This is a genomic window from Methylolobus aquaticus, assembly GCF_054172105.1.
In genome coordinates this window covers 1-13,455 of record NZ_JBSYXP010000001.1, presented here as the reverse complement: position 1 = coordinate 13,455, position 13,455 = coordinate 1, and the positions used below count along the sequence as shown (strand labels likewise).

Here is a 13,455-nt window from a genome sequence, read left to right as displayed (position 1 = left end):
CTCCTAACCCAGGCCATTCTTATGCTCAGCAAAGAACTCGAATATTCGTTGAATACGGCGTTTCGGATGGCCTACGAGAAGCGCCACGAATTCATCACGGTGGAGCATCTGCTGCTAGCCATGCTGGACAACTCGGTGGCCGTGGAAGTGCTGAAGGCCTGCGGCGGCGACGTCGACGGTTTGCGGCGGGAACTGAACGAATTCCTCGACGAGACCACCCCGCAGATTCCGCCCGGCGTCAAGCGCGAGACCCAACCGACCCTCGGTTTTCAGCGGGTGCTTCAACGGGCGGCCTTCCATGTCCAATCGTCCGGCAAGAAGGAAGTGACCGGCGCCAACGTGCTCGTCGCCATCTTCAGCGAACAGGACTCCCATGCCGTCTACCTGCTAAATAAGCAGGACGTGACGCGACTGGACATCGTGAACTACATCTCGCACGGCATCTCGAAAGTGCGTGACGAGAGCGAACCGTCACCCCGAGGTGCCGCGCCCGAGGGCGACGATAGCGAAAGCCCGGTCGGTAACCCGCTCGAGAAATTCGCCGCGAACCTGAACGAAATGGCCCGCAAGGGCAAGATCGACCCGCTGATCGGTCGCAAGGACGAAATCGAGCGGACCGTGCAGGTGCTGTGCCGCCGGCGCAAGAACAACCCGCTGCTGGTCGGCGAGGCCGGCGTCGGCAAGACCGCGATCGCCGAGGGTCTGGCGAAGAAGATCGTCGAGAACGACGTCCCCGAGGTGCTCAAGGACTGCGTGATCTATGCGCTGGACCTGGGGGCCCTGGTCGCCGGGACGAAATACCGCGGCGACTTCGAAAAGCGTCTGAAGTCATTGCTGGCGCAGTTGCGGAAGGAACCCAACTCAATCCTGTTCATCGACGAGATCCACACGATCATCGGCGCCGGCTCGGCCTCGGGCGGCGTCATGGACGCATCCAACCTGATCAAGCCCGTGCTGGCTTCGGGCGAACTGCGCTGCATCGGATCGACCACCTACCAGGAGTTCCGCGGCATATTCGAGAAGGACCGCGCTTTGGCGCGCCGGTTCCAGAAGATCGACATCCACGAACCGACGGTCGAGGAAACCTACCATATCCTGCGTGGGCTCAAGTCGCGCTTCGAGGAACACCACGACGTGAAGTACTCCCTGGCCGCGCTCAAGACTGCGGCCGAGCTGTCCAGCCGTTACATCAATGACCGTCATCTGCCGGACAAGGCCATCGACGTGATCGACGAGGCTGGGGCGAGCCAACGCCTGCTGCCGCCGTCACGCCGACGCAAGCTGATCGGAACACTGGAAATCGAGGACATCGTCGCCAAGATTGCGCGAATTCCACCGAAGACCGTGTCGACCAACGACAAGGACAAGCTGCGTGAGCTTGAGAAAAACCTGAAACTGCTGGTATTTGGACAGGACGAGGCCATCACGACCCTGGCCTCCGCGATCAAACTGTCGCGAGCAGGTCTGCGCGAGACGCAAAAACCGATCGGCGCCTTCCTGTTCGCGGGCCCAACCGGCGTCGGCAAGACCGAGGTGACGCGTCAGCTGGCCCGCGTGCTCGGCATCGAGCTGATTCGTTTCGACATGTCCGAATACATGGAGCGGCACACGGTGTCGCGCCTGATCGGGGCTCCGCCGGGCTACGTTGGTTTCGACCAGGGCGGCCTGCTGACCGAAGCGATCAACAAGCATCCCCACGCTGTTCTATTGCTCGACGAAATCGAGAAGGCCCACCCGGATGTCTTCAACCTGCTGCTGCAGGTCATGGATCACGGCACGCTCACGGACAATAACGGCCGCAAAGCCGACTTCCGGAACATCATCCTGGTCATGACGACCAATGCCGGAGCCGCCGAAGGCGGGCGTCCTTCGATCGGTTTCACGCAGCAGGACCACACGACCGACAGCATGAAGGCGATCGAGCGGCTGTTCTCGCCCGAGTTCCGCAATCGGCTCGACTCGGCGATTCAGTTCAAGCCGCTGAACATCGACATCATCGGGCAGGTTGTGGACAAGTTCATCTTCGAACTCGAAACGCAACTGGCCGAGAAAAGCGTATCGCTGGCCCTCGAGCCGGAGGCGCGGCAATGGTTGGCGGAGCATGGCTTCGATCCGCGAATGGGCGCACGGCCGATGGCGCGCGTCATTCAGGACAACATCAAAAAGCCGTTGGCGGAAGAGATTCTGTTCGGAACGCTCAAGGCGGGCGGCATCGTTCGCATCGCCCTGGCCGCGGACGGCGCGGGGCTGACCCTGGACGTGAGGAATACCGAACGGGCAGTGGAAACGGTGTAGCGACGGGTGGCGCTGATGCGCCCTGCCCTTAGCGCTGACGGAAGGTGATTCGGCCTTTCGTCAAATCGTACGGAGTCATCTCGACTTTCACGCGGTCGCCGGTCAGGATGCGGATGTAGTTCTTGCGCATCTTGCCGGAGATGTGGGCCGTAATGATGTGTCCGTTGTCGAGTTGGACCCGAAACGTCGTGTTGGGCAGGGTCTCGATGACCTTGCCCTCCATCTCCAGATGATCTTCTTTCGCCATGAATGAGCTTTTGCAACCGTAGAGCAATGCAGCCGCGGAGTATAGCACGCATCCGCGCACGCTCCGAATTTGGCGCCAAATGCAAGCGGGCGTCGTCAAATCGCGCCGTTACCCCCGTCCCAGCGGTGCCGAACATTCGGCCCGGTGACCTCGCAGCAGGGCGCTGCGCTCCGTAAGGCGCAGACCGCGTTCGCGGGGCACATGGAGCGGATTCCCGCTCTTTGCTGGCAACTCGACACCCGCAACCGGTATCCTGTCGCCGGCCCAATACGCGCCTGTCGTTTGGCAATCCTCCACTCGCCTCGGAGATTCCGCCGTGAAGCCAGCTTTCAAATGGACCCTGCTCGGATTCCTGGTCGTCGCAGCGCCGACCCTACTTGCCGCGGAAATGATCCGCCGGGTACCCATACATTTTGCCAAGGGCGCCACCGGCACTAGCGTCAAGGGCACGCTCAAGGGCGACCAGACCGTCGACTATCTGTTGCAGGCCAAGGCCGGCCAGTCGATGACCGTGGACTTCAAGCCGAGCAATGCCTCCGCTTACTTCAATGTTCTGCCGCCGGGCTCCGAGACGGCGCTATTCGTGGGATCGACCTCCGGCAACCATTTCGTCGGCGAGTTGCCCTCGGATGGTCAGTACACTGTCCGGGTGTACCTGATGCGCAACGCAGCGCGACGTAACGAAACGGCCAGGTATTCGCTCGACCTCGCGATCGGGGGCGCCAAGACAACTGCCGGAGCGGCGACCACACCCGCGGCGAGCGGCGGATTCGACCGCAAATTGGAACTGAACGGCATCCATTTCAGCGTCTCCAGCAACAACGACGGTTCCCAAAACACCCTTAAGATCAAGCCATCCGGACTGGAAATCGACAATACCCCTATCGTCCGAACCATTGACGGCACCGTGACTGGCGCGGAAGTTGCCGACATCAATGCCGATCGCTCGCCCGAACTGTATGTCTATGTGACATCGGCCGGCAGCGGCTCTTACGGCACGCTCGTCGCCTACTCCGCCAATCGTCGCAAATCGCTGAGCGAGATTTATCTGCCGCCCGTCGCCGAGGACGCAAAGCTGGGAAAGGGCTACATGGGGCATGACGAGTTCGCCGTGGTCGAGAGTACCTTCGTCCAACGCTTTCCCGTTTACCGGGAGGGTGACAGCAACGGCAAGCCCACGGGCGGTACTCGGCAGATTCAATACAGACTCAAGCAAGGCGAGGCCGGCTGGCTGTTGAAGATGGATCGGGTCGTCGAGTACTGATTAACCCGGCGAGCGTAGCCTCGGGCCATGTCGTCGGCCCGACGCCGGACTCGATCACCCGGACCGACGGCCGGGAGCTATCCCCCTCCTTGCATTTTCACAGCACGATCTGCCGGCTCCGACGCGACAGGCGGCGGCTTATCGGGTGGCTTCGTGGGTATGTGATCTGCCTACACGGCGACCGAGCGATTCTCCACGCGACCGTCAACTTTAGCGGCTAGTTCGGAAGGAATGGCGGCCCTTCCTGTATCATACGGCTTAGGCAGTTTATTGGGACCGTTTCGGTCCGATGCGGACTGACACCCGCACCAATCCCCTTAATCACACACTAGGAAGAGATCCGTGAAACGATTCGCCCCACTCGCGTTGGCGTGCCTGAGCCTGTTGGCCTCGCCCACCTGGGCCGACAGCGCCATCCAGCAGAAGACGGTGCAGTTTGCCAAAGGCAAGGACAACGTCTCGCTGAAAGGTCACATCAAGGGCGACCAGACCATAGACTACAAACTCGTGGCGCGGGAAGGACAAACCATGACGGTGACGCTGAAGTCCAGCAATCGCATGAATTATTTCAACATCCTGCCGCCGGGCGCCGACTCTGCCCTGTTTGTCAGCGCCGATTCCAGCAACCACTATTCCGGGGCACTGCCGAAGAACGGAAGCTATACCGTACGCGTTTACCTGATGCGCGCCGCAGCGCGGCGGAACGAGGCCGCCGACTACAGCCTCGACATCCGCATCACCGGGCATTGAGCAATGACCGGCGGGGGACCGGCGACCATCACGACAAATGGCTCCTGTGCCACTTGCGTGATCACGCGGCTGCGGCCCATGGCAACCGGTGATCGCTGACCGGGCTACCGGGTCAACCTGAGGAATGGTCTGAACTGTGGGAAAAGCCACCGGATCGCACCAAGGGCAAGTTCCCCGACGGCTGGAGCAGTCTCCTGATCTGCTCCCGCACGAACGCAATTCCCGATTCCAGTGAGGCCTGGCGGCAACGCAAAGTCGATGCGATCGTATCTGTGCCTGTTTGGCGCGGCCACATTGAGCGGCTGCAGCTTGTGGGGACCCGACTACCAGGAGCCGCAAAACCAGGCGCCCGGCGCGTGGCGCTCCCAGGACGCCTACGCGAAGATCGGCGCCGAACGGATTCCCGAGATGGCATGGTGGAACAAGTTCCGCGATCCGTTGCTGCAGCAGCTGGTCGACAAGGCCCTGGAGCGCAACAACAACATCCAGTCTGCGGTGGGAGGGGTCTACAAGGCCAAAGCCATCCTGCAACAGATCGAGATGAATTGGGTGCCGACGGTCAATCTCGGCGCCGGCTACATGTCGACCCAGCACGACCGCAATGACAGCACCTACACGACCCTGCCATTCCCCGGTGCATTTTCGGCGGGCTTCGTGCCCAACTACTCGCTGAACATCCTCCAGCAGCTGCGCAACCAGGAACAGGCCGAGGCGAATATCGCCAGTGCCATCGCAGCCAAGAACGCGGTTCGCCTGGCCATAATTGGCCAGGTCGCGGGGAGTTATTTCAGCCTGCGGGAGGAGGAATACCGACTCGAGCAGCAGCGGCAACTCGTCAGGAACTTGCAGCAAGTCGTCGCGAAATATTCCGAGGCGCACCGGGCCGGGTTGATTTCGCTGTTCACGCTGCAACAGTACGAGGTGGAACTGGCCAAGGCGAACGCCGAGATCCCGGTGATCGAATACAACATCGTCCGGCTGAGCAACGCCATTCACGTGCTGCTGAACGAGAATCCGGGCACCATCCCGCCCGGACAGCCCTTCATGGACCTGCAGTACAAGGGCATCGTCACCGCCAATCTGCCGTCGACGGTGCTCAAGAACCGTCCGGATGTCATCCACGCCGCAGCCGTGTTGAAGCAGGCAAATGCCAATATCGGGGTGAACACGTCCATCTTCTTCCCGACGGTCAAGCTGACCACGCCACTGGGCCTGGCGTCCAACTCCCTGAGCAATCTGTTCACCGCCAAGGACAGCTACTGGCAATACCAGGGCGGTATCAACATGCCGATACTCAACCTGGGCGCGTTTGGCGCCATCAAGTCCGCGAAGGCACAGTACTACGCCGACTTTTTCGCCTACCAGGAAACGGTCAAGGCCGCCTTCGCGGCCGTCGACAGCGATCTGTCGTCGCATCAGAAATACACCGACAGCCTGGACCGCATGCTGGCCTTCTACGGCACCACGGATCAGCGCTACCGCAACGAGCAGCTGCGCCATGAGGAAGGACTCGTCGGGGGGCCACAGGTACTGGCTCTGCGCGTCACGCTCAATCAGGCGGCGATCATGACGGCTCAGAGCAAGCTGGCCCAGTTGTTGAGCATCGTGACGCTCTATCAGGATCTGGGCGGCGGTTACCAGTACAAGAACAACGAAACAGTCCGGGATCTCGGTGATGGACATCGGTTTGGCGACCTTTTCTAGAGCGCGCGAGATGCGGATAACCTGCTTGTTGCTGGCATTAATGGCTCTGTCGACGGCCTGCAAGAAAGAGGAGCCCCCGCCGGACCCGACCATGCACGTCAATGCCCAACAGGTCTACGGGCACGACATCGAATACATCTACGAGTACCCCGGTGTCGTCCAGGGCGTCACCGATTATCCGGTGATCCCGCGCATCAGCGGCGCGATCTTCAAGCAACTCTACAAGGAAGGGGGTTACGTACAGAAGGATCAGCCGCTGTACGAGATCGACAAGCGCCCCTACCTTTTTGCGCTGAAGAGCCTCGAAGGACGACTGCAGAAGGACAAGGCGGCCCGGGACAACTACAAGATCATCTACGACCGCTACGCGAGCCTGACCGAAAAGGATGTGACTTCCATCCAGGACGTCAACACCGCGCTGATCAACTACCAGGCGGCGGTCGGCGATGTCATGACGGATATCGCCAATATCGACAATGCCAAACTCAATCTGGAGTACTGCACGGTGCGGGCACCCGCCTCGGGCTACATCTCGGAACGCATGATCTCGCCCGGCATGATGGTCACGGCCTTCCAGACCCAGCTCAACGTCATCAACTCGCAGGATGCGATGTATGTCGCGTTCTCGATGCCGGAACTGGACCGCCTGGCCATCGAGAACGGAAAGCTGGACAGGCTGTATCAGGTACCTGACGACTATCGCTTCAATGTCGATCTCGAACTGGCCGACGGCACCCGTATTGCAAACGCCGGGCGGGTCGAGTTCAAGGACATCCGGGTCTCGTTCTCCGACGGCGTCTGGCAACTGCGCGCAACGATCGACAACACCCGATTACCCCGCAACAAGCTGTTAGCGGGACAGTTCGTGCATGTCTACCTCAGGAACCTGTACGTCAGGAAGACCTACGCGATCCCGCAGGAAGCCATTTTCCGCGACCGGGAATCCTCGTACGTTTTCGTCAAGGATGGCAATCACGCCCGCAAGCACCGCGTCACGGCCGGCAAGTACCTGACCGACGGAACGCAGCTGGTCGATGCGGGCCTGCAGGACGGCATGATCGTCATCACCAATGGCGGCGTCCGCATCGCCGACGGTGATCCGATCGTCGTGGACGACTTGAAGGGCGACCGCGACCCCAGCCCGTCCACGCCGATGACTGACACCCCATAGGACGCGCACCGTTGATCTCCGAGACCTTCATCAGTCGCCCGGTCCTCGCGATCGTCTGCTCCATCATGATCGTGATCGGCGGCGTGATGGCCGCGTTGAATGCGCCCATCGACCAGTATCCGCTGATCATTCCACCGGTGCTGAACATCAATTCCACGTTCCCGGGCGCCAGTGCGGAGGCGATCGCGAACGCCGTGGCCGCGCCGATCGAAGACCAGATCGCCGGTACGGAGAACATGATCTACATGCAGTCTGCCAGCCAGAATGGCAGCAACAGCGTGTCGATCAACGTCTACTTCAACGTGGGCACGAGCCTCGGCATCGTCGAGGCGGATACCCTGAACCGCTCGCTGACCGCTTCCAATTCGTATATTCCCGAGCAAGCCCGCGCGCAGGGCATCCGCATCCGCAAGATGATCCCGGACCTGTTCCAGGTCATCCCCTTCTACACGGAAACCGGGTCACCCGACCCGCTGTACATCGCCAACTACGTGCAGCGCTACATCTATCCGGTGATCGAGCAGATCCACGGCGTGGGCTTCGTCAACATACTAGGGCAACGTTCCTACGCGATTCGCATCAACGTCGATCCGAAACGCCTGGCCTTCTACAAGATCGGCATTCCCGAGATCATCGAGAAGGTCCGCGACCAGAGCAACCAGTACGCGGTCGGACAAAACGCGATGCCGCCGACCTTCGGACCGGAAAAATCGAACTTCCTGATCACGACCACTGGCTATTACACCGACGTCAAGCAGTTCGAGAACATCGTGCTGCGGGCCAATCTGGACGGCAAGAACGAGGTCCCGCTCAACAACCCGGATCAGGTCGAAGCGTCGAAGTTCAGCCTGGCCGGCAACGCGCAGATCGTCAAGCTCAAGGACGTGGCGCGGGTCGAACTGGATGCCAACAACTACAACAACTACTTCCACGTCCACAAACGGGACGAGAAGACCGGCGAGGTCAAAACCTTCGAGGCCGTCTCGCTGCAACTCTATCTGGTCCCCGGCGCCAACCAGCTCGAAACCAAGGCATCCGTCGCCGCGGCGATGTCGCGCATCGACCAGTTCCTGCCGAAGGGCATCAAATACTTCTATCACTACGACTCGTCGATCTTCGTCTATCAAGCCATCCAGGGCGTGGTCGTCACGCTGTTGATCGCCTTCGCGCTGGTCTTCGCCGTGGTCTATCTGTTCATCCAAAATTTCCGCGGCACCATCATTCCGATCCTGGCCATCCCGGTTGCCGTGATCGGCGCGTTCGCCGGAATCTACGCCAGCGGGTTCATCATCAACACCCTGTCGCTGTTCGGCCTGGTGCTGGCGATCGGCATCGTCGTCGACGACGCCATCGTCGTGCTGGAGAACGTCGAACGCATCATGGAGGAGGACCAGCTGAACTCCTTCGATGCGACGGTGAAGGCCATGCGCGAGGTGTCGGCACCGGTCATTGCGATCGTGTTGGTGCTGAACGCCGTGTTCGTGCCGGTGGCGTTCCTGGGCGGATTCAGCGGCACGATGATGCAGCAGTTCGCCGTGACCATCGCGATCTCGGTCGTGATTTCCGGATTCGTCGCGTTGACGCTGACTCCGGCGCTGTGCGTGATCTTCCTGAAGAACGTCAAGCACGACACCTCGAAGCCGAAGTTTGTGTTCTTCCGCTGGTTCGACGCCGGTTTCGCCAAACTCCAGAACGGCTACATGTCGACGGTCACCTGGCTGATCGACCATTCCAAGTTCGGGCTGACGGTCTGGGCAGTGGTCCTGGTAGCGACCGTGGCGATGTTCCTGCGGATCCCGACCTCGCTGATTCCCCTGGAAGACATGGGCTATTTCTACAACGTGACCCACGTCAATCCGGGCGGCGCGCTGAAATACAGCGTCGACGAAGCGAACAAGATCGCCGCCGAGATGATGAAGCGCATTCCATATCTGGACCGCCTGGTCGTGATGGGCTCACAGGACATCATCGACAACGGCACGTTCAAGACCAACACGTCGACCATCATGGGCGTCCTGAACGACGAGGACAAACGCGACATGGTCCATCAGACCATCGACACGGCCATCGAGGAAACGACGAAGATCAATGGCGAAAACAAGAACATCAACGGCTATGCGTTCAACCAGCCACCGATCCGCGGGCTGAGCCCCTCCGGCGGCGTGACGTTTTACCTGCAGGCGACGCAGCCGGTCTCGATCAAGGAAATCCACGACGATTCGGTCAAGCTGGTCGAATATCTGGAGAAGAACTACCCCTCGGTCAAGCGCGCCAGCCAGTTCTACGAGATCGACACTCCGGAACTGCGCGTCGATGTGGATCCGGAGAAGGCCTACTACTACAAGGTCGATTTCAAGAGTGCCTACAACTCCCTGCAGGGCATCTTCGGCCTGTACTACATCACCTTCTTCACGAAGTGGGCAGACCTGTTCTGGGTCGAGATCACCGGCGAATACGATTACCGCAAGAATCCCGAACTGCTGAATACCGTCTACATCAAGAACTCGGCGGGCGAAATGGTGCCGGCCGGCAACATCATGAAGTTGACCGAGACCACGGGTGCGGAAGTCGTGACGCGTCTGAACGACTTCCTGGCCAGCCAGATCGTCGTCGACCCGGATTCGGACAATGGCCACACGTCCGGTGAGATCATGGACATCATCGAGGACGTGGTGCCGAAGGTCCTGGGCAACCGCTACGACGTGAAGTGGTTCGGACTTGCCTACCAGCAGCAGATCGCCGGCAACCAGTCCGCCGTCGCGCTGTCGCTGGGCCTGATCATGGTCTTCCTCATCCTGGCCGCGCTGTTCGAAATGTGGAGTCTGCCGATCGCGATCGTCATGGCTCTCCCCTTCGCCCTGTTCGGCGCCGCATTCGTGCTGCTCGTGTTCCAGATGCCGAATGATCTCTATTTCCAGGTCAGCCTGCTGACACTGATCGGCCTGTCGGCCAAGAACGCGATCCTGATCGTCGAGTTCGCCATCGAGGGCGTCAAGAAAGAGGCGATGTCCTACCGCGATGCAGCGATCCACGCCGCCAAGCTACGTTTCCGGCCTATCGTGATGACCTCGATCGCGTTCATTCTGGGCGCCGTGCCCCTGGTCACCGCCACCGGCGCCGGCGCGCACGCCCAGAACTCCGTCGGCGCCGGCATCGTCGGCGGCATGCTCGGCTCGACCTGCGTCGCGGTGCTGTTCGTCCCGATGTTCTTCGTCGTGATGATGGGCTGGTCGGGAAAGAACAAGCCCGAGCCCGAGGGGACGCCGGCGCCGGAGAACGTCAGGGGATAGCCGGGGCCGGACGATCGTGGACGCGGAGACATTCTGACGGAATGATGTCAGCGGTTATTCCGAGAGCGACATTGTTGTCGTTCCCGAGAGGATTAGATTCGCGATCGTTCCTGGATCATGCGTTTCCGGCAGCCATCATGCGTAGTGAGTAAACGAAGCACCAATTAGACTACCAATAGGACCAGCAAAAGGATTTACAAGCCGGGCCGAAATTCTATGCGCCCACATGCCTCTCGGGTTCCGGTAGAATTGGGGCCACATTTTAGGCGTAAATTCGAGCATGAATAAATCGAATCGGTAATTTTCCCAAGGCTAGAGGACATGGCGATGAAAGTGATGAGTTTTGTGATAACGAGCGCCTTATTGGCTACTGGCTGCGCAACGCAGACCTTTTACATCAATCCGAGCGCTTCAGCATCATCGGTACCGACAAAGCAACAAGAACAAAGCTTCATTTTCCGCGGGGTCGGTCAAACAGAATCGATAGATGCTGCGAAAATCTGTGGTGATTCCAGTAAAGTCGTCAAAGTAGAAGCAACCTACACGGCAACTGATGGACTTTTTGAGTTCTTGACGCTCGGGATCTATGCGCCGAGGGCAGCAAGGGTTTACTGCGCGAGCTGAATACAGGATAAGCAAACCCGCCCGGATCTGGGGGCGAGTCCGCTCGACTATCGCGGACACGCGCCGCACTCTGTCATTGTTGGTATTCTCCGAGGAGAAACCCGGCGGACAACCCGCAGCGAAGGAGCACAGGAAAGGGAAAGGCGCGACAGCGGACGAGCGGTATACCGCGCCTCCCTGCGTAGTTGCAGAGCCACTTGTGAGGAGAGCGGGGCCAGCGTGAGGTTCGTTTTCAGCCACAGAACTCCGTCAGCCGCAACCTGGATTCGACCCGCCTCGCGGCGTAATTCAATCCGACGTTTTCGTCGTGATGATGGCCTGGTTGGGGAAGGACAACCGGCAGGCCGATAGGTCACCAGCTCGCGTTGCAGCGTGTCGCGATGTTGTTCAAGAGAGAGAATCGCGGGCACAATCCGCTGCATAGGCCGGTCTCGTTTGTCAGGGTGGAAAGCGTCGATAACTTCCCACGATAACAGAGGAGTACCGGCCTTCCTCAACCCCGGATCGTCTCGCCGTGTTAAAGGAAGACTTCTTTCGATCGCCCTGAAACACCAAGAGATGATTGAGCCCTAGCCGACTCAACTACGGAAGGACGGAACACCAAGTCCTTCCGTACGCAGGGTGATGAGCAGGTCGTTCCGAGAGTTGGCCGATTGCTCGCCGCTAACGGCGGAAAGTTGTCAAACGCGGGGACACCTTATCCAGCCCCTGAACCCAAAATCCGCTTTGCTCGCAAGGAAGAGAGGCGCGTCTGGCATCAGAGCCAAAGGCACATCGAGAGAACCGGCGGGAACGACCACCGTGTCGTACGTCTCATAGGGCAGGGCTGATACACAGATAGAACAGAAGCATTTTCTGTGTCGCGTGTCCGGAAGATTGAACGAGGTTGCCTTTTCCGCGCTGGCGGTCCACCGGAGACTAGCCGATTTCAGCATCTTCGTATCGAGCAGTCTGGCATCATGCAACAGTCGGCGCACGATCACGCGATCACCTGCAAGCTTGAACATAAGCTAATCCGAGCCAGGCCCCTTCTCCCTTCATTTCCCTACCGCGACTGGCGAAAGCTACACCTCATCTTCATACCTTATCGGAAAGCCAAGGTCTTCGAGTGCGATGAAGTGCCAGGGAAACGGCTCAAGTGGCAGCATTTCTCTGATTCCGAATAACGTCTTGGCTCTTGAGTCTTCGAAGTTCCATCGGTCTCGAATCTGTTTCGCCCATTCTCGAGTCGGGACGATTAGCGTTGTGGCATCCGGCTCGAGCTCTAGCACGTCTGTGTGAACTCGCCATTCCCGTTCCCACGAGTAGTCGATACCTCGATGCGGCTCATAACGAACATGCCGGTACTTTATTTCATCAGCGAGGATGGAGTATTCGCTTTCCGACTGATAGATAACAGGGCGTCCTCCCCTTTCGAACAACCAAGTCTTGCCCACCATAACACCAAAAGGATGATATCGGCAGCCTAATTGAGACGGCAAGGCGAGCATGAGTGAAATTTTTGCCAGCGGCGCCTCGCTAAAACAAACGCACTTGAAACCGCCTCTTATATCGCGCCCACTTCCGCGCAGACTTCGGTCGCAGAGGATGCTGATGAAATTGTCTTCTGCAGCAGTTGCAGACTTTCCTCGTGTTAGGTGTATCAGACGGTCACTCAGATCATCGCGGAGCATTCGATTTGACTTTAAGATTTAGACTCGGCCTGTGGCCTTTCACAGGCGTCGCTCCCGCAGCAAAGGAGCAAGGGCAAACATCAAGTTGCAGTGGGTTAACGTTATCCGTGCAAGGGTATCAGCTCTCGCATCACAAGCCTTCACACTCAAGGCAACACGCACCACGCTGGAATTAAGCGAAAAAGTGAACCCTTGCCCGCTCCCTGTTGGGCGTATACAGCTATCTTGATGCACCTTTCAATAACTTAGTATCGAGCAGCCGGGGCCATGCAACACTCGGAGCACAATCACGCGATCACCGGAAGTCTTGAAGATGGCCCGATAGTGACCGAACAGTAAATGGCGATATCGCTCGCCTAACAGGATGGTGAAAAACCGCTCTGAAATTCCCCTTACCTTTCCCGCCGAACCAAATCGGCTGGGTGCGGGGTCGGTTT

The 13,455-nt window shown here is 59.2% G+C and carries 10 protein-coding genes; 7 read left to right on the top strand and 3 right to left on the bottom strand.

What is annotated here, in order from left to right:
- Positions 1-21: 21 nt before the first annotated feature.
- Positions 22-2,295 carry an ATP-dependent Clp protease ATP-binding subunit ClpA gene (gene clpA / locus ACW73L_RS00050; RefSeq protein WP_498919239.1) on the top strand — a complete coding sequence of 758 codons (2,274 nt, stop codon included), beginning with the start codon at positions 22-24 and terminating at the stop codon, positions 2,293-2,295.
- A gap of 28 nt (positions 2,296-2,323) precedes the next feature.
- Here clpA and infA read toward each other — a convergent pair whose 3' ends face one another.
- Positions 2,324-2,542: a translation initiation factor IF-1 gene (infA, locus tag ACW73L_RS00045; protein WP_129882982.1), complete on the bottom strand. Its 219-nt coding sequence runs from the start codon at positions 2,540-2,542 to the stop codon at positions 2,324-2,326.
- A gap of 316 nt (positions 2,543-2,858) precedes the next feature.
- Here infA and ACW73L_RS00040 point away from each other — a divergent pair, with 316 nt between their 5' ends.
- The 6 genes from ACW73L_RS00040 (at position 2,859) to ACW73L_RS00015 (ending at position 11,345) form a co-directional block, all read left to right on the top strand.
- Entirely contained in the window at positions 2,859-3,806 is a 948-nt protein-coding gene (locus ACW73L_RS00040; protein WP_498919237.1) for a PliI family lysozyme inhibitor of I-type lysozyme, read from the top strand.
- 342 nt (positions 3,807-4,148) lie between these two features.
- Positions 4,149-4,556 carry a hypothetical protein gene (locus ACW73L_RS00035; protein ID WP_498919235.1) on the top strand — a complete coding sequence of 136 codons (408 nt, stop codon included), beginning with the start codon at positions 4,149-4,151 and terminating at the stop codon, positions 4,554-4,556.
- A 258-nt stretch (positions 4,557-4,814) separates the two neighbouring features.
- Entirely contained in the window at positions 4,815-6,260 is a 1,446-nt protein-coding gene (locus ACW73L_RS00030) for an efflux transporter outer membrane subunit (RefSeq protein ID WP_498919233.1), read from the top strand.
- On the top strand, positions 6,232-7,431 hold the full coding sequence (locus ACW73L_RS00025) for an efflux RND transporter periplasmic adaptor subunit (RefSeq protein WP_498919231.1): 1,200 nt from the start codon (positions 6,232-6,234) through the stop codon (positions 7,429-7,431). The genes ACW73L_RS00030 and ACW73L_RS00025 overlap by 29 nt, the downstream gene beginning before the upstream one ends.
- Positions 7,432-7,442: 11 nt before the next feature.
- On the top strand, positions 7,443-10,721 hold the full coding sequence (locus tag ACW73L_RS00020) for an efflux RND transporter permease subunit (RefSeq protein ID WP_498919230.1): 3,279 nt from the start codon (positions 7,443-7,445) through the stop codon (positions 10,719-10,721).
- Positions 10,722-11,042: 321 nt separating this feature from the next.
- Positions 11,043-11,345 carry a Bor family protein gene (locus tag ACW73L_RS00015; protein ID WP_498919229.1) on the top strand — a complete coding sequence of 101 codons (303 nt, stop codon included), beginning with the start codon at positions 11,043-11,045 and terminating at the stop codon, positions 11,343-11,345.
- Between the two features lie 1,064 nt (positions 11,346-12,409).
- On the opposite strand, the gene ACW73L_RS00010 is transcribed toward ACW73L_RS00015, so the two are convergent.
- Positions 12,410-13,018 carry a hypothetical protein gene (locus ACW73L_RS00010; RefSeq protein WP_498919227.1) on the bottom strand — a complete coding sequence of 203 codons (609 nt, stop codon included), beginning with the start codon at positions 13,016-13,018 and terminating at the stop codon, positions 12,410-12,412.
- Between the two features lie 237 nt (positions 13,019-13,255).
- A partial coding sequence (locus tag ACW73L_RS00005) for a hypothetical protein (protein WP_498919225.1) occupies positions 13,256-13,455 on the bottom strand: 200 nt, incomplete at its 5' end.

Bases quoted from the DNA above. Each gene is read 5' to 3' on its own strand.
- clpA (WP_498919239.1), top strand. From the start codon at position 22: ATGCTCAGCAAAGAACTCGAATATTCGTTGAATACGGCGTTTCGGATG.
- infA (WP_129882982.1), bottom strand. From the start codon at position 2,542: ATGGCGAAAGAAGATCATCTGGAGATGGAGGGCAAGGTCATCGAGACC.
- ACW73L_RS00030 (WP_498919233.1), top strand. From the start codon at position 4,815: ATGCGATCGTATCTGTGCCTGTTTGGCGCGGCCACATTGAGCGGCTGC.
- ACW73L_RS00025 (WP_498919231.1), top strand. From the start codon at position 6,232: ATGGACATCGGTTTGGCGACCTTTTCTAGAGCGCGCGAGATGCGGATA.
- ACW73L_RS00015 (WP_498919229.1), top strand. From the start codon at position 11,043: ATGGCGATGAAAGTGATGAGTTTTGTGATAACGAGCGCCTTATTGGCT.
- ACW73L_RS00010 (WP_498919227.1), bottom strand. From the start codon at position 13,018: ATGCTCCGCGATGATCTGAGTGACCGTCTGATACACCTAACACGAGGA.